The organism is Sunxiuqinia sp. A32 (genome assembly GCF_052690465.1).
The window spans coordinates 172,521-188,822 of the sequence record NZ_JBQYLI010000010.1 but is presented as its reverse complement, the minus strand read 5'-3'; the positions used below and the strand labels follow the sequence as shown (position 1 = coordinate 188,822).

General features: G+C 37.3%; 17 protein-coding genes. 9 read left to right on the top strand and 8 right to left on the bottom strand.

Going from position 1 to position 16,302, the window contains the following annotated elements:
* Positions 1–217 precede the first annotated feature (217 nt).
* Complete coding sequence (locus ACUNWD_RS12330) at positions 218–670, top strand: DUF2147 domain-containing protein (protein ID WP_445588118.1); 453 nt, start codon at positions 218–220, stop codon at positions 668–670.
* A gap of 2 nt (positions 671–672) precedes the next feature.
* On the opposite strand, the gene ACUNWD_RS12325 is transcribed toward ACUNWD_RS12330, so the two are convergent.
* The 7 genes from ACUNWD_RS12325 to panC form a co-directional block, all read right to left on the bottom strand.
* Positions 673–1,452 carry a radical SAM protein gene (locus tag ACUNWD_RS12325; protein ID WP_445588117.1) on the bottom strand — a complete coding sequence of 260 codons (780 nt, stop codon included), beginning with the start codon at positions 1,450–1,452 and terminating at the stop codon, positions 673–675.
* Positions 1,453–1,479: 27 nt separating this feature from the next.
* Positions 1,480–1,974, bottom strand: a complete 495-nt coding sequence (locus ACUNWD_RS12320; RefSeq protein ID WP_445588116.1) for a hypothetical protein — start codon at positions 1,972–1,974, stop codon at positions 1,480–1,482.
* Positions 1,971–2,348 carry a DUF4296 domain-containing protein gene (locus tag ACUNWD_RS12315; protein WP_445588115.1) on the bottom strand — a complete coding sequence of 126 codons (378 nt, stop codon included), beginning with the start codon at positions 2,346–2,348 and terminating at the stop codon, positions 1,971–1,973. Before ACUNWD_RS12315 ends, ACUNWD_RS12320 begins: the two co-directional genes overlap by 4 nt.
* 83 nt (positions 2,349–2,431) lie before the next feature.
* On the bottom strand, positions 2,432–3,793 hold the full coding sequence (radA, locus tag ACUNWD_RS12310; RefSeq protein ID WP_445588114.1) for a DNA repair protein RadA: 1,362 nt from the start codon (positions 3,791–3,793) through the stop codon (positions 2,432–2,434).
* Positions 3,793–4,281, bottom strand: a complete 489-nt coding sequence (gene rfaE2, locus ACUNWD_RS12305) for a D-glycero-beta-D-manno-heptose 1-phosphate adenylyltransferase (protein WP_445588113.1) — start codon at positions 4,279–4,281, stop codon at positions 3,793–3,795. Before rfaE2 ends, radA begins: the two co-directional genes overlap by 1 nt.
* Before the next feature lie 126 nt (positions 4,282–4,407).
* Positions 4,408–4,758, bottom strand: a complete 351-nt coding sequence (gene panD / locus ACUNWD_RS12300; protein ID WP_445588112.1) for an aspartate 1-decarboxylase — start codon at positions 4,756–4,758, stop codon at positions 4,408–4,410.
* A gap of 15 nt (positions 4,759–4,773) precedes the next feature.
* Positions 4,774–5,616, bottom strand: coding sequence for a pantoate--beta-alanine ligase (gene panC, locus ACUNWD_RS12295; RefSeq protein ID WP_445588111.1), 843 nt, complete (start codon positions 5,614–5,616; stop codon positions 4,774–4,776).
* Between the two features lie 152 nt (positions 5,617–5,768).
* Between panC and ACUNWD_RS12290 the strand changes: the two genes are divergently transcribed.
* The 6 genes from ACUNWD_RS12290 (at position 5,769) to ACUNWD_RS12265 (ending at position 12,878) form a co-directional block, all read left to right on the top strand.
* Positions 5,769–6,572: a glycogen/starch synthase gene (locus tag ACUNWD_RS12290; RefSeq protein WP_445588110.1), complete on the top strand. Its 804-nt coding sequence runs from the start codon at positions 5,769–5,771 to the stop codon at positions 6,570–6,572.
* Between the two features lie 28 nt (positions 6,573–6,600).
* Positions 6,601–7,986, top strand: coding sequence for a DUF4270 domain-containing protein (locus tag ACUNWD_RS12285; protein WP_445588109.1), 1,386 nt, complete (start codon positions 6,601–6,603; stop codon positions 7,984–7,986).
* A 39-nt stretch (positions 7,987–8,025) separates the two neighbouring features.
* Positions 8,026–9,864, top strand: coding sequence for a glutamine--fructose-6-phosphate transaminase (isomerizing) (gene glmS / locus ACUNWD_RS12280; protein ID WP_445588108.1), 1,839 nt, complete (start codon positions 8,026–8,028; stop codon positions 9,862–9,864).
* Positions 9,865–9,939: 75 nt separating this feature from the next.
* The gene (locus ACUNWD_RS12275; RefSeq protein ID WP_445588107.1) at positions 9,940–11,781 is read left to right on the top strand and encodes an Ig-like domain-containing protein; all 1,842 of its coding nucleotides are present in this window, start codon (positions 9,940–9,942) and stop codon (positions 11,779–11,781) included.
* Positions 11,726–12,598, top strand: coding sequence for a DUF3108 domain-containing protein (locus ACUNWD_RS12270; protein ID WP_445588106.1), 873 nt, complete (start codon positions 11,726–11,728; stop codon positions 12,596–12,598). Before ACUNWD_RS12275 ends, ACUNWD_RS12270 begins: the two co-directional genes overlap by 56 nt.
* Positions 12,585–12,878 carry a hypothetical protein gene (locus ACUNWD_RS12265; protein WP_445588105.1) on the top strand — a complete coding sequence of 98 codons (294 nt, stop codon included), beginning with the start codon at positions 12,585–12,587 and terminating at the stop codon, positions 12,876–12,878. Before ACUNWD_RS12270 ends, ACUNWD_RS12265 begins: the two co-directional genes overlap by 14 nt.
* A 45-nt stretch (positions 12,879–12,923) precedes the next feature.
* On the opposite strand, the gene ACUNWD_RS12260 is transcribed toward ACUNWD_RS12265, so the two are convergent.
* Complete coding sequence (locus ACUNWD_RS12260; protein ID WP_445588104.1) at positions 12,924–13,307, bottom strand: DUF3859 domain-containing protein; 384 nt, start codon at positions 13,305–13,307, stop codon at positions 12,924–12,926.
* Positions 13,308–13,323: 16 nt separating this feature from the next.
* On the opposite strand from ACUNWD_RS12260, the gene ACUNWD_RS12255 reads away from it, so the two are divergent.
* Positions 13,324–13,743, top strand: a complete 420-nt coding sequence (locus ACUNWD_RS12255) for a hypothetical protein (protein WP_445588103.1) — start codon at positions 13,324–13,326, stop codon at positions 13,741–13,743.
* Positions 13,744–13,912: 169 nt separating this feature from the next.
* Complete coding sequence (locus tag ACUNWD_RS12250; RefSeq protein WP_445588102.1) at positions 13,913–16,249, top strand: TonB-dependent receptor; 2,337 nt, start codon at positions 13,913–13,915, stop codon at positions 16,247–16,249.
* Positions 16,250–16,302: the final 53 nt, after the last annotated feature.

Below are 16,302 nucleotides of genomic sequence, written 5' to 3'. Positions count from 1 at the left end.
AGATTGATAACTTTCAATCTTTTTCCCACTCTTCGCTGAAAATAAAAAGAGGCCATCTCTTTTGAGACAGCCTCTTTTATGCTTTCATTACATTCTTTCATCAATTAAGTTTAGCTTCTCTCATTTTGTACATCGTTTCGGGTGGGAATACTTTTTAAATTATTTAATCATTTTCAATCCGGACTAAATATTATATCTTGCTGAAAAAAATGACTTTATGAAGAAATTAGTGATCCTTTTTTTATTCGGGCTGTGGCTAAATGTTGCCAGTGCACAAAATGCTAAAAACATAACTGGTATTTGGTGGAACGATGAGAAAACTTCTAAAATTGAGGTGATTGAAAAAGATGGACATTATTTTGGAACAATTGTTTACATGATTCCAGAGAAATACGAAGATGGTCAGCCTCCCAAAGATGATGAAAATCCTGATCCGGCATTGCGTGATCGCTCAATTGTAGGTTTACAAATTTTAAGTGGATTGAAATTCAATAACAAAGATAAGGAATGGGAAGATGGACGAATATATGATCCAAAATCCGGAAAAACTTACGATTGTTTTGGATGGTTTGAAGAGGGAAATTTGGACAAGCTGTTTTTAAAAGGTTATGTTGTTGGCATTAAGTGGTTGGGGAAATCTACAGAATGGACCCGCACCAGTTTGAATTAGGATTATCCTGACACCTGAACTTCAAATCCGGCTTCGCGAACTTTATCAGCGATATTTTCAAGTTCCTTTAAGGTGATTTTTTCCAGATCGTTAGCTGGTGTATCCCTCGCGATGGTGTAAATCATCACTTGCTTGGGATTGATCTCTTTTATTGCAGTAATCCACGCATTTATTTCTTCGTCCGTGGTGTTGTTAATTTCTTCGCCATTATGTTTTCCGCGAACGAATAATGTTTGAATTATTAGTTGCCCGTTGAACTTTTTTAGCTGATTCATCACCTCATTCAGATTGAACTTTCCCAATGGGCAATCCAGTTTTTCAATGGTGTCTTCAAAAACAGAATCGAGTTTGAGAATGTTATCTTCGATTTTTAAAAGTGCGTTGAAGACATTCGGCTTGTGTAACATGGTAGAGTTCGAAAGTACAGCTATTCGGCACTCCGGAACAAGTTTATTTCGTAGGGCAATTGTATCATTAATGATGCCTTCGAAATCCGGGTGAAGTGTTGGTTCACCATTTCCGGCAAATGTAATTACATCAGGTGTTTCACCTGATTCTTGCATCTTAATTAATTGGGTTTCGAGTTTTTGGGCAACTTCCTCGCGACTTGGCAATATTGCTTTCTTTTCACGTTTTCGTGGAGTCCAGCCACATTCACAATAAATGCAATCAAACGAGCAAACTTTACTGTCAACAGGAAGCAGGTTAATTCCTAAAGAGACGCCAAGTCGGCGACTTTTTACCGGTCCAAAAATAATTTTATCAAATAAGAAAGTACCCATGAAATTTGTTTCGGGCAAAAGTACAGATTATATCAATCTTTTCAAGTGACTATTGGCTGTGAGTCTCATATTTTGAAAATCAATAGATGAGATAACCAATATGCCGGGGCGTTTACCCTCAGAAATGCTTCCAGTTTCTTTTAATAGTTCTATTGCCTTTGCTGATTCATAAGTGAAAATCCTAATTAACTGTTCCAAGGAAATTTTTGCTCCGGATAAATGTATCTGCTTCATCCATTCAAGAATGGCTTTTTCCCCGTTAGTGTTAGTCGGAATTAATGACTGGTAAGGTTTAAGTTCGGGGAACAGTTTAAAAAAACGGAGAGGTGGGAATTCTTCCAATAAATTTAAAAAAGAGGGACAAATGATGCCGTTGTGAAACTCAAGCCCTGCTTCTTCCTGCAATTGTGGTCCTGGATCAGTAAGCCCCAATATCATTCCACTATTATCAACTTTAACGATACCTTTCGCAATAGGAGATGAATTAGCAGAGAAGACATAATGGGCGGCAAATTTTCTCATTCTTTTAGCACCTTAACGGCTTCCTTTTTATTGATTTCCTGCTCAAGCATTACCATCCTATTGACAACTTCCTGGTATATTTTATCGTATGTTTTGGGAAGACTTGAATAATATAAAACCGATTGATAAAACGTAGAGTCTGCAACTCCGTATTTGTCTAAAACAGAATAGTGCAGGTCAACGCTGGTAAAGCGTAATGAGTCAATGTCGTAACGGTGATTGCCTAGATACGCTTCATTCATGTGGATATCATAGAGCATATCGATCATTTGCTTCTCACTCACCAAATTGTCCGGTTTTGGATATCCGGTTTCATTGCATGAATAGCCAATAAGTACAACAATTGAAACAATTACTAAAATTCTCGGTCTCATGAAATAAAATTTAATAGCTCAAAGGTATGATTCCGCTCGTGAAAATAGCACATCAAATCTATAAAAAGTATTAAATACAACGATTACTTCTTAAAGAGTTTTCTGAAAAAATCATCCACGCGGTCAACCGGTTCAATCGTAATTTTGAACTTTTTAAAATTTAAAGCCTTGCCATTTTTAGGAATAAAAATTTTGTCCATTCCTAACTTTTCTGCTTCTGCAATTCGCTGTTCCAGTCGGTTAACTGCCCTAATTTCTCCTGTTAATCCAACCTCTCCGGTAAAGCATATTTTTTTGCCTATTGGTATGTCAAAATTTGAAGAAAGTACAGCAGAAATTACGGAAAGGTCTATCGCTGGATCATCCACTTTAATGCCACCTGCAATGTTGAGGAAAACATCTTTGGAGGCTAGTTTAAAGCCGGCACGTTTTTCCAAAACTGCTAAAAGCATATTTAGTCTGCGTAAATCAAATCCGGTAGAAGAGCGTTGTGGTGTTCCATAAGCTGCTGTGCTTACGAGCGACTGAATTTCTATCAATAAAGGGCGATTCCCTTCTATTGCACCTGAAATAGCTGTTCCGCTCAGTCCTTCATGGTCACTGTTAATCAGTAATTCTGATGGGTTGGATACTTCTCGCATCCCTTCATTATTCATCTCAAAAATTCCCAATTCCGACGTAGAACCAAAACGGTTTTTAATAGAGCGAAGAATTCGGTAGAGGTATTGGTTCTCACCTTCAAATTGGAGAACTGTATCTACCATGTGTTCTAAAACTTTAGGTCCCGCAAGACTTCCTTCCTTGGTAATGTGGCCGATAAGAATAACCGGAATGCGTCTTTCTTTGGCAAACTTTAGGATGCCGTTGGTGCATTCACGTATCTGGCTGACTGTGCCGGGTGATGACTCAATGTGTGAAGTGGAAACAGTTTGGATAGAGTCTATTACCATCATTTCAGGTTCCAGGTGTTCACAATGAGTCAATATGTTTTCCAAAGAGGTTTCGCTCAGGAAATAGCAATTGTCATTTTCCCGCTTCAGTCGATTTGCCCTGATTTTTATTTGCTGGATACTTTCTTCGCCAGAGACGTACAATATCTTTTTGTGGTTTAAGTCAAGTGCAAGCTGCAGTACCAGTGTCGATTTCCCAATACCAGGTTCGCCTCCAATGAGTACTAGTGATCCGGGGACTAATCCACCTCCCAATACGCGATTTAATTCCAGATTTTTGCAGTCAATACGTTGGATGTGTTCTTCTCCAACTTCGTTCAATTTTTGTGGTTTTGCTCCACTTGCCATTCGTGATGGCAGTTGATTTTTTGTTTCTTTTACCTCAATTTCCTCGATATAGGTATTCCATTCTCCACAGTTTGGGCATCGGCCTACCCATTTAGGCGAATTACTTCCACAATTCTGACAGATATATACAGTTTTGACTTTCGCCATTATGAGCTCTTTTTAATTTTTTCGATTAGTGCACTGGTGGAAAACCCCTCTGTTAACTCAATCGTTTCTACTTTGCCACCATTATTTAGTACAATGTCATGGCCGGCAATCTCATGAATTTCATAGTCTTTCCCTTTCACAAGCACGTCTGGTTTTATTTTTTCAATTAAGCTGAAAGGAGTTTCCTCATCAAATAGAATTACTGCATCCACAAATTCGATGGCCGCTAAAAGTATTGCTCGTGAGTCCTCATCAATATATGGGCGCTGTTTACCTTTCAATAATCTGACGGATACATCTGTGTTCAGCCCAATTATTAGTTTGTCGCCTAATTGAGCTGATTTGTCAAGGTAATCAATGTGCCCACGATGAAGAATATCAAAACAACCATTGGTGAAAACCAGTTTCTGGTTGCTAGTTTTCCAGCCTTTCAGGCATTCAAAAAATTCTTCAAATGAATGGAATATTTTTTCAGAGAAGTGTTTCATTGAAGTTTTAGTCCTCAAATTAATTGTCAATCTCTCAAAGATAAAACTTTCTTAGCTGATTCATACAAAATAAAAACCCCAAAGCTTTTGGCCTTGAGGTGTCATATTTTAATGCCTATTTATTTCCTAAACGATTTTATTCGTCTCAATATCCGGGAAAACCAATTGAGGTTTATGCTTTTTCGCCTCCTCAAAATCCATCATCGCGTATGAGATGATAATCACCACATCACCTACAGCGACTTTTCTTGCAGCTGGACCATTTAAACAAATAGTACCAGAACCTCTTTCACCCCTGATGACATAAGTTTCAAGTCTTTCTCCATTGTTGATGTTAACAACCTGAACTTTTTCATTTTCTATCAAATTGGCAGCATCCATTAAATCTTCATCAATGGTGATACTCCCAACGTATTGTAAATTGGCTTCGGTGACAGTTACCTTGTGTATTTTCGATTTGCAAACTTCGATATACATGTCTATTCCTTCTTATTATTGAAATGCAATATTATCAATTAATCTTATCTTATCACAAAAAACAGCGATACATCCTACTTTGTTTACGGGCTCGTTCCAATCGGAAATTAAGCTAAGTGACTCATCGTCAACTATTTCAAAATATTCAACCTCAAAAGGATTGATTTGATTGATTTCGTTACTAACCCACTTTCTTACTTCTTCTACGCTCATTTGCGGCGCTTTGTTCCGAGCCTCTATTAAGGTTTTGTAAATAATTGGAGCCGCTGCTCGTTGTTCTTCAGTAAGACGCGTGTTTCGTGAACTCATGGCCAAACCATCTTCCTCTCTCATTGTTGGGCATGGAACAATTTCAATGGGTAAATTCAGCTGTTTCACCAGTGCTTTTATCACTGCTAATTGCTGAAAATCCTTCAGCCCAAAGAAAGCTTTATCCGGTTTTACCATGTCAAACAACTTGCTAACTATCTGTGCAACACCATTAAAATGTCCCGGGCGATATTTGCCCTCCATCACGGTTTCCAGTTGACCAAAGTTGAATTGTCGATTGTCTTCACCAGGATACATCGTTTCAACTTCCGGAGCAAAAACAAGCTGACAAGCTGTTTCTTCTAATAGAGATACATCATTATCTAAATCACGTGGATAATTTTTCAGATCATTTTTATCATTAAACTGAGTTGGATTTACAAATATGCTTACTGCCACATAATCACTTTGTTGACCTGCAATTTCCACTAACGATAAATGTCCATTATGCAAAGCCCCCATTGTCGGGACAAAGCCTATGGTTTTACCTTTCGATTTTTCTCTCTCAATTATCTCTTGTAATTCTTTTATTTGCTTTACTACCAGCATGTAGGCGAAATTTAAGGATGCAAAGTAAATAAATTATTCAAAACAAACATATGAGCATATCTTAAGTTTTTTTAAGAATCACGAAAAGCCTATCAATTGAATATTCGCGATATTTTTACTAATTTTGCCCAATCAAATTCACTATATTTTCAATGGAAAAGAAAAGAGTCTTATTTATCTCTCAAGAAATTACACCCTATCTCCCGGAATCTGAAATGTCGAAGAAGTCGAGATTTTTACCGCAGGGAGTTCAGGAAAAAGGACGGGAAATTAGGACTTTTATGCCACGGTATGGAAGTGTTAATGAACGTAGAAACCAACTTCACGAAGTAATTCGTCTCTCAGGGATGAACCTCGTGATTAACGATGCTGATCACCCTCTTATTATTAAGGTAGCTTCTATCCAAACAGCAAGGATGCAGGTGTATTTTATTGATAATGAAGATTATTTTCATCGAAAGGAAGTGCTAAAAGATAAAAAAGGAAAAGAGTTTGCTGATAACGATGAGCGTGCTGTGTTCTTTGCAAGGGGAGTTTTGGAAACTGTCATAAAATTGCGTTGGGCTCCGGATTTAATTCATTGCCATGGTTGGTTAACTTCTTTAGTTCCTTTATATATTAAGAAAGCCTATAAAGACGATCCTCTTTTTGCGGATTCAAAAGTGGTATATTCGGTTTATGACGAGAAATTCAAAAACCCTTTAAGCGGAAATACCATTCAGAATGTACAAATTGATGGCATTAATGAGGATGACGTTAAAACCTTAAATGAGCCGAGTTACGAAAACATGAGTAAATTGGGCATTGAATATGCTGATGCTGTAATTCAGGGAAGTGAGAGTATTAATCCTGAATTAGTAGATTATATTCAAGCCTCGAAAAAATTATTTTTAAATTACCAACCCGAGGAAACTTATATTGATGCGTACAATGATTTTTATGATCAGGTAATGTAATTGATGTTTGCTCAAAAACAATGATTTGGTGAAAAGAAAACTAGTAGATCGTTGCAAATACGCAGTCGTTTTTGCAATCATGGCTTTTGGTATGTGGAGTTGTAAAGATGATCCTAATACAACAGGTTTCGACGTCCTTCCTGGTTCTGACTTAACCACAGTTGGACATGTTGTAGAGGTCGAATCAAATAAAGCATATACTTTGATTGAAGATTCTTTAAGGACGGATGGTCTGCCCTACAATGTACTTGGAACTTTTTATGACCCTGTGTTTGGACTGACTAAGGCTGATTTAGCGTTACAGTTTAGAACTTATTCATTCCCAAGTTTAGAAGAAGGAGCAGTTCTTGATTCTGTTGTTTTGTCGCTTTCTTACAAAGAAATTTATGGGGATACTGTTACACCACAAACGATTAAGGTGTATGAATTGATTGAAGATATATATGCTGATTCCACAAGTTCTGGTGGGACATACGATTATAAATACCTTCAGAATACTGATTTAAAAGCTTTAGCATCTACAGAGCCTGTTGGTGAGTTAGATTTTATACCAACTTTTAGACTTGACTCGACCGAGACAGATACTTTAATCCAGGAGCTCAGGGTTCCTCTGAGTCCTGAACTTTCTCAGAAAATTTTTGAATCGGATCAGCTTGAGGGGACTGTCTTTAACGAGGTTTTTCTCGATTATTTTAAAGGATTGTATGTCGAGTCACAAGATATTGGTAATGGAGGTGGTTTAGTTTCTATTCTTTCAAGTGAGAGTAGTTATTATTCTCATATAGGAATGTATTATCATTATTATGTTGCAGAAGATGATTCTACCTATAGTAAAGCTTTTTATTTCGTGGCAAATGATGCATCTGCCCGCATTAGTCGTTTTGAACATGATTATAGCCAAACAGAATTTGTAGGTAACTTGAATAGCGATACTCAAATGGATAGCTTAATTTATTTGCAATCGTTGGGTGGACTTCGTGCAAAAATAGAGTTGCCAACTCTCGATTTATGGGCGGATTCAGTAAATGCAAATATTGGAATTAGTAAAGCAGAAATATTTCTTCAGGTTGATACTGTTGCTAGTGAATATCCTGTTTATGATGTGCCGGATCAGTTACTTCTATCAGCAATTAATGACGATTTAGAAGAATATTGGCCTTCAGATTTCTTGTTGTCATCCTTGCTTTTCGGCGGCTATTTTATTGATGCAGATAATACTTACCGTTTTAATATCACTCGTCATCTTCAGGATATTATTAATAAGGAAGAACGCTCAGACGGCACAAAGATTGCAAACAACGGGTTTTATCTCTCAATTTATAATAGAGAAAATCAAGCTTCAAGGGTTGTATTAAAAGGTGCAACCAGTGCTGTCGGGATACGTCTGGAAGTTACGTATGTAAAATACAACTAAGCTTTTTACGTTTCCACAATATAAATTAAACTAATTAGTATGTGTGGAATTGTTGGTTACATTGGAGATAAAAATGTATATCCAATCCTTATAAAGGGGTTACAGCGTCTTGAATATCGCGGTTACGATTCGGCTGGTGTTTGCATTGCAAATACAGGTTTGAAGGTATATAAGCAGAAAGGTAAAGTCAGTGAACTTGAATCTTTTGTCGCTTCAAAAGATGTTCATGGTACAATTGGTATAGGCCATACCCGTTGGGCAACACATGGCGAACCGAATAATACGAATGCCCACCCGCATACTTCAATGAATGGCTCATTTGTGCTGGTACACAACGGAATCATTGAGAATTATGCAAAACTAAAAAATGACCTTGTTCAAAAGGGAATTGTTTTTCAGACGGACACTGATACCGAAGTACTCGTAAATTTAATCGAATATTATTACGAGCAGGATGGAATTGATTCTGCAGAAATGGCTGTTCGCATTGCACTTTCGAAAGTGGTAGGAGCATATGGAATTGTTGTTCTTTGTAGAAAAGAGGAGAACAAAATGATTGCGGCCAGGATGGGGAGTCCATTAGTGATCGGAATCGGGCAGGGAGAATACTTTTTAGCATCAGATGCAAGCCCAATTATCGAATATACTGACAGTGTCATCTATATGAATGATGGCGATGTTGCCATATTGGAAAAGCATAGCCTCACTCTTAAAACGGTTGAGAACAGTCCTGCAAATTTTGAGGTAACTAAAGTAGATTTAAGTATTGGTGATTTGGATAAAGGTGACTTCGAACATTACATGTTGAAGGAAATCTTTGAACAACCAAAGACTATTTCAGACACATACAGAGGAAGAATAAACCCCCAAAAAGATGACATTGTTTTAGGCGGTCTCATTGATGTTTGGGATAAAATTGTAGAGGCAAGGCGAATTATTATTATTGGGTGTGGTACTTCGTGGCATGCGGCTTTGGTGGCTGAATATTTGATTGAGGAATATGCACGTGTTCCTGTAGAAGTTGAGTACGCTTCAGAATTTCGATATCGAAAACCAATAATTGATAAAGGTGATATTGTAATTGCTATAAGCCAGAGTGGTGAAACTGCTGATACCCTGGCAGCCCTGAAAATGGCCAAGCAAAATGGAGCGTTAATTCTCGGTATTTGTAATGTTGTTGGATCAAGTATTGCACGGGAAACCGATGGAGGAGTTTATACACATGCAGGTACAGAAATTGGTGTTGCTTCTACCAAAGCTTTCACAGCGCAGGTAACAGTACTTACATTGTTCGCATTTAAGCTGGCTCGTCTCAAGGAAAATATTGATCAGGAGACTTATCAGCTATTCATAAAAGAAATGCTGGCAATTCCTGATAAAGTTGAATCGGTATTGTTGGCTCATCCAAAAATTAAGGAGATCGCAAAAAAGTATAAGGATTCAGTAAATGCACTTTACTTGGGACGCGGATATTTATTCCCGGTTGCTTTGGAAGGTGCACTTAAATTGAAGGAGATCTCTTATATACATGCAGAAGGTTATGCTGCCGGTGAAATGAAGCATGGTCCTATTGCGTTAGTGGATGATAATTTGCCGGTTGTTGTGGTTTCTGCAAAAGATAATTATTACGAAAAAGTAGTAAGCAACATTCAGGAAGTAAAGGCGAGAAAAGGGAACATAATTGCAGTAGTGACTGAAGGAGATAACGGACTTCGAAATATGGCTGATGATTTGTTTGAAATTCCGGAGTCACATCCGGCTGTAGCAGCGTTGTTAACAGTCGTACCATTGCAGCTTTTTGCTTATTACATTGCACTGATGAGAGGTTGTGATGTTGATCAGCCACGGAATCTTGCCAAATCAGTAACTGTTGAGTAAACGCTCTTTTTGATTTAGATAAATTAACAGGCTTGTGATTTTCGAAATCAGCTGGAATTTGTATGTTTGTACGGCATGAAAAAAATATTTCCCATAATAATATTAAGTTGGCTGGCATATGTGATTTTCACTACTTCATGTGCAAATCCGGGAATGCCGGTTGGAGGTGACAAAGATACGATCCCACCTGTTTTAGTTGAAACCAGACCCGAAATAAATCAGCGAGCCTATGACGGGCAGGCAGTGAGCCTAACTTTTGATGAATTTATTATTCCTGATGGACTTTCTGAAGTATTAGTGGTATCTCCTCCAATTGAGAAACGCCCTTTGATACGGACGAAATCCAAAACTTTGATTGTGGATTTAGGGGACAAATTGAAAGAAAACACTACCTATTCGCTTGATTTTAAAAATTCAATTGTTGATAACAACGAAAAAAATCCGATAAAGGATTTTCGTTTTGCATTCAGTACGGGTGAAGATTTCGATGGTTTGATGATTGGTGGTTATGTGAAGCAAGCAGATAATCTTGAGCCGATAGAAGGAGCATTGGTTTTACTACATTCGTTGGATAGTCTTTCTGCATTTACGGACAGTATTCCGGATTATATTGCTAAAACTGACGAGGAAGGATTTTATATTATCAGCAATGTGGCTGAGGGAGCTTATCGGTTGTATGCATTAATGGATGCCGATAATAGCTTGAATTTTAACCAGCCAACAGAACAAATTGCATTTTATGACACCCTGGTTGTTCCTCATGACTGGAATCTTGCTGTCATTGAACCAGATAGTACCAAGGGGATTGAAAAAAGAGTCAGGGAGTTGCCGAATCCGCATTTTTTAATGATGTATGAGGAAGACTATTTTTATCAATATCTTGATGACTCCAAGCGAGATAGGGCGAATCTGTGTCATTTTTATTTTTCAGAGAGTTTGAGTGATACGTTTAAATTGGAGTTGATAGAGCCTCAAATGGATACTGATTGGTCCTATTTTGAGTTTAATTCATCCAGAGATTCTCTTCAGCTATGGATTACTGATACTATAGTTAGCCAAACGGACACGCTTCGTTTTCGATTAGATTATACCGTCAAAGATACTCTTGATCAGTTTGTTTATCAGGTGGATACACTGGAGTTGGTTTATAAAGAAGCTGAGAAAAAGATCAAAAAGAAGAAGAAAGAAGAAGACGAAAAGCCTAAGACAGAATTCATTCGATTTAATATTGCCCTAAAAGATGGCTTTGATGTATATAAAAAGATACTTCTTGAAGCACCGGAACCTTTGAAATTGTTTGATTACGGTAAAGTTCATCTTTTTCAGCGAGTTGATACGATTGATAGTGAGCTTGAATTTGACTTGGTTCAGGATAGTCTGTTCTTGCGAAAGTATTACATAGAATATCCTTGGGAATACGAGACGGACTATCGACTGGAAATCGACTCTGCTGCCATTAAAAATTTTGCAGGCAATCCAAATGATGCTTTTAGCAGACCTTTTAAAACACAAAAGGAAGGTTTTTACGCCAAGATAATCCTGACTCTGACAAATGTTCGTGGGAAAAGTATGGTGGAATTGTTGGAAAACAATGATAAGGAAGAAGTTTTGCAGCGAATTAGTATTGATGAAGATGCTGAAATTGAATTCCCTTTCTTAGAACCTGATAAGTATAGGATAAGAATGTTTGTTGATAAGAATGCAAATGGGAAATGGGACAAGGGTAAAATTGAAGCGGGATTAATGCCTGAGCAGGTGATCTACTTTCCAAAAATTCTAAAATTAAGATCGAACTTTGAAGTTCGCGAGAGCTGGGCATTACCTCAAAATCTTAAATACCAAAAAGAACTGGTAGATGAGGATGAGCAAAAAAATAAAGCTCGAAAGACAGGTTCAGGCAGGGCCCGACCAAATTAAAAAGCAGATTCTATTATTAGTTATTGGGAGCCTGCTGTTTCTATCTGCACTTTCTCAGGAGAATAAATACGCTTTTAATCCCGGAGAGCAGGTAACTTATGGTGCTTATTATAATTGGCATTTTATATGGCTACATGCCGGAGAAGTGAATTTCTCAACAGATACGATACTGGAAAATCACCAATCAGTTTTAAGCCTTAAAGCTGTTGGAAAGACCTTTAAAACATATGACCTCTTTTATTCGGTTCGTGACACTTTTGAGTCAAAGCTGATATATGATTCATTTATCCCAGTTCATTTTTGGCGGGTGATGAACCATGCAAAAAAGTCGTCTTCACATGAGTATAATTTTGACAGTAGCAATGGGATAATCGCATCTCACATTAAACGGAATGATGAGGAATTAGCAGTTTTCGACACTTTAAAATTGGCTCCAAATACGTTTGATCTGTTAAGCACCGCATATTATTTCAGGTCATTTCAGTTTACAGGAATGAAAAAGCATGAATTGTTTAAGTTTAAAATGTTGGTAGATAATAAACTTGAAGATCTTTATTTTCGTTACCTTGGTGAAGACGAAGTTAAAACAAGGGAAGGAGAAAAATTTTTGTGTCATAAGATTTCTGTGATGCTGCTTGAAGGAGATTTTTTCCCAAAAGGAGAACATATGAAAGTTTGGTTTACCAAGGACGAGAACAAATTACCAATCATGGTTGAAACGGAAATTTCTGTAGGATACGTAAAAGCTATTTTAACCGGATACTCGAATTTGAAATATCCATTAACATCAAAAATTATAGATAATGGCAAACATTAGAAGTTTAAAAAAGGACATCGATTATTTGGTTTCTCAAGTTGTAATTGATTGTTTCCAATACATCAATCATTTTGAGAAGGCTGACAAAGATCAAGCTTATGAGATAATTAAAGAAGTTTTGCGGCTCAATCAGGAACTACGCCAGCGCACAAACCATCCAGACGGAAAAGATAACCCCGCTTTGGTAAAAAAATACTATAACAAAATTGGAAAAGATTTGCTGGAGGGTTGTGATAAAGCCTATCAAAAACTTGGAAAGCTTGTTGAGAAAGGTTCTTAGCGGTATCTCCTCATTGAGATTGTATTGCATTCAAAGTACTTTATTTTAAACTAAATGAAGTGTTTTGTCTGCAATCACTTTTCCTTCGAAATAAGTAATTAATTGCCAGTCACCAAGTTTATCTTCCAGGGGTTCCCAAATGCAATCTCCCAAAAAGAAAGAGTAGTCGTTACTTCTAATATAATATTCTCCGGTGAAGTCTGGCATAACATTTCCACTCTCATCTTTAAAAGGAGGATGAATGATACGAAATTCAAGTTTCTTCCCTTTCGCCTTCCTTATTTTTAAGACATAACCAAACTCAGTACCTATTTCTGCGCGAATAGTATCTGTGATTTTTACAATTTTTGGGAGCTCCCTGCTTGTTCTGTCCCAGTGAGAATATTCCCCATAACTATACAGCTCAATATCTATCTTTTTTCTAGCCAATTTATTATTAAATTTTATGTTATTCTTATTAAGAATAAATAAGAATAATGAAATACTTTTCTATCTTTGCTACCCCGATATGAGACATTTGCGTAAATATATTAAAATATTTATTGCGCTGGTATTGCCATTATATCTCGGTATTTTGGCAAATTCTATCAGTAATATGCATATCCATGTGCTTGCCAATGGGATGGTAGTCAGGCATGCACATCCTTATAATCATGCCAAAGGGGGCAGTGAAAGTCATCAACATACTTCCAAGAAACTCTCTTTTTATGATGGTTTCTTTTTAGATTTTTTTGATAATTCTGCACCTCCCACAATAATGAAAGTTGATCTCCCTTTAGTAGAAACAATTGGGGAGACACATACTATAGACTATTCTGATTCTTATTTTAATTTTGCTTCACTTCGCGCACCACCCTTGTCTTAATTACTCAAGTTTTTTATTTCCACCTCCCCCCAAAAAAAATATTAAGAAAATAATAATTGTTTTGAAACATTGTTGGCCTGCAAAATACACATAGTTAGCATATTGCAGGTTTATTGAATGTTTCATGCGATGCAATATTAGAAGTGTAGTAAGTATGAAATTATTGATCATGATCGCTGTATTCATACAGCTTAGTTCGGTGATATTTGCAGATAATGAACCGGATACCAAAGAAAAGGATACCATGCTTTTTGGTGATGTAAAATCAGAAAATGAACATATCCCGTTTGCAACAATATTAATTGAAGGTACTACTATTGGAACCGCAGCAGACGTAAGCGGACATTTTAAGCTTGTTGGAGTTCCTGAGGGAGAAATAAATGTTGTAGTTTCTGCAGTTGGTTTTCAAACCAGAAAATATGAAATAGAGATTGCTGAGGGTAAACCCGAGACTATTTTAGCAATCTTAGAACCCGATAATATTGGATTAGATCAGGTAGTTGTTTCTGCAGATCGAAGTGAAAAATCAAGAAGAGATGTATCGACTATTATAAGTACGATAAGCCCGAAACTGTTTGAAAGGACTCAAAGTGTCACACTAAGTGAAGGATTGAATTTCACGCCAGGTTTGCGCATGGAGAATAACTGTCAGAATTGCGGTTTTGCCCAAGTGAGAATGAATGGTTTGGAGGGGCCGTATTCTCAAATTTTAATTAATAGCCGGCCCGTGTTTAGTGGATTGGCTGGCGTTTACGGTTTAGAATTAATTCCTGCCAGCATGATTGATCGTGTTGAGGTTGTACGTGGTGGAGGATCTGCGCTGTTTGGAAGTAATGCTATTGCCGGAACCATCAATTTAATTACGAAAGAGCCAGTTCAGGATATTTATTCAATTAATACTTCTTTGGGAATTATTGGTAAAGATGGTGAACTTGATCATAGTTTAAACATAAACGGATCGATTGTAAGTGATGATTTTAAAACTGGCATAAGTTTCTATGGATTTAAACGTACCCGTGATCCATATGATGCAAACAGTGACGATTTCTCGGAAATGTCGAAGATTGAAAACAGCACATTTGGTACCAGTTTCTTTCAGCGTGTTGGAGATCGTTCAAAAATTAAATTTGACTATTTCTATATCAATGAATCTCGTCGGGGAGGAAATGCATTCGATAAATTGAATCACGAGGCTGATATTTCAGAGGCGGTTGATCACCAGATCAATTCGTTGAATTTATCATTCGATAAACTGATGAAGGAGCATGATAAACTTTCCTTTTTTGCTGCAATGCAGAAGGTTGAACGGGATTCCTACTACGGGGCGAACCAAGATCCGAGCGCTTATGGAAATACACATGATTGGTCATTTTCTTTCGGTACTCAGTATCATAAAGATGTTGAATACTTCCTGATTTCAGCTAGTGAATTGGTGATGGGGTTGGAAACTACTTTAAACAACCTGAAAGATACCAAGCTCGGGTATTTTGACCCAGAGTTGATGGAACATGTCGAGAATACCACAATTACCGATCAGGGAATACAAACGGTAGGATTTTTTGCTCAAAATGAATGGGTATTGGAAAAGTTGCGATTTTCCGTTGGGATTCGTGCTGAGCATTATGCGATAACAGAAAATAGTGATGGGGAAGAGGTCGTTTCAGGTGAGGTTTTAAGTCCAAGAGTGAGCGTATTATATCAGCTAGGTGACAATATTCAACTAAGGTCAAGTTTTGCAAAAGGGTACCGTGCCCCTCAGGTGTTTGATGAGGATTTACATATTGAGACATCTGGAGCACGAAGGGTTGTTCATGAAAACGATCCTGATTTGAAACAAGAGACTTCAAATAGCATCACTCTTTCATTAGATATCACCAGGAATATTGGGAATTGGCAAACACAGTTTTTAGCAGAAGCTTTTTACACGGTTTTAAATAATCCGTTTACCAACGAATATGGTTTGCCGGATGAAAACGGACAAGTTATTTATACCCGAACCAATGCAGAAGATGGAGCTAAGGTGAATGGTGTTAATATAGAAATGAATGCTTCTCCGGGAGGAAGATTTGCGATACAATCAGGATTTACTATTCAGCAAAGTACGTTTGATTCTCCACAGGAATTTGGAGAACGAAGTTTCTTTCGCACTCCTAATTCGTATGGATATTTCAGCTTAAATTATTCTCCAACAATCCGATTTAATGTTTCCCTTACTGGTAATTATACGGGTGAAATGTTGGTGCCATACTTTGGAAATCTGCTGGATGATCCTGAAGTAGGACAACTTAACAAATCGGATCAATTTTTTGATCTTGGGTTGAAAGTAAGTCAGAACCTTAGTCTTTCAAAAAATTTATCACTTCAGTTATATGGGGGTGTGAAAAATATATTTGATTCCTTTCAGGATGATTTTGACTACGGTGTTGAGAGAGATCCGGGATATGTTTACGGACCAATTAATCCGTGCACTATCTATTTTGGGGTGAAGATTGGGAATGTACTGTAAATTATAAGAATATTAGCACCCCGTTCGTATTTAGAATTGGGGTGCTAATATCT

Bases quoted from the DNA above. Each gene is read 5' to 3' on its own strand.
- rfaE2 (WP_445588113.1), bottom strand. From the start codon at position 4,281: ATGAAACACTTCTCTGAAAAAATATTCCATTCATTTGAAGAATTTTTT.
- ACUNWD_RS12270 (WP_445588106.1), top strand. From the start codon at position 11,726: ATGAGCAAAAAAATAAAGCTCGAAAGACAGGTTCAGGCAGGGCCCGAC.
- ACUNWD_RS12320 (WP_445588116.1), bottom strand. From the start codon at position 1,974: ATGAGAAAATTTGCCGCCCATTATGTCTTCTCTGCTAATTCATCTCCT.
- glmS (WP_445588108.1), top strand. From the start codon at position 8,026: ATGTGTGGAATTGTTGGTTACATTGGAGATAAAAATGTATATCCAATC.
- panD (WP_445588112.1), bottom strand. From the start codon at position 4,758: ATGTATATCGAAGTTTGCAAATCGAAAATACACAAGGTAACTGTCACC.
- ACUNWD_RS12265 (WP_445588105.1), top strand. From the start codon at position 12,585: ATGGCAAACATTAGAAGTTTAAAAAAGGACATCGATTATTTGGTTTCT.
- ACUNWD_RS12330 (WP_445588118.1), top strand. From the start codon at position 218: ATGAAGAAATTAGTGATCCTTTTTTTATTCGGGCTGTGGCTAAATGTT.
- panC (WP_445588111.1), bottom strand. From the start codon at position 5,616: ATGCTGGTAGTAAAGCAAATAAAAGAATTACAAGAGATAATTGAGAGA.
- ACUNWD_RS12250 (WP_445588102.1), top strand. From the start codon at position 13,913: ATGATCGCTGTATTCATACAGCTTAGTTCGGTGATATTTGCAGATAAT.
- ACUNWD_RS12325 (WP_445588117.1), bottom strand. From the start codon at position 1,452: ATGGGTACTTTCTTATTTGATAAAATTATTTTTGGACCGGTAAAAAGT.
- ACUNWD_RS12315 (WP_445588115.1), bottom strand. From the start codon at position 2,348: ATGAGACCGAGAATTTTAGTAATTGTTTCAATTGTTGTACTTATTGGC.
- ACUNWD_RS12290 (WP_445588110.1), top strand. From the start codon at position 5,769: ATGGAAAAGAAAAGAGTCTTATTTATCTCTCAAGAAATTACACCCTAT.
- radA (WP_445588114.1), bottom strand. From the start codon at position 3,793: ATGGCGAAAGTCAAAACTGTATATATCTGTCAGAATTGTGGAAGTAAT.
- ACUNWD_RS12255 (WP_445588103.1), top strand. From the start codon at position 13,324: ATGTTATTCTTATTAAGAATAAATAAGAATAATGAAATACTTTTCTAT.
- ACUNWD_RS12275 (WP_445588107.1), top strand. From the start codon at position 9,940: ATGAAAAAAATATTTCCCATAATAATATTAAGTTGGCTGGCATATGTG.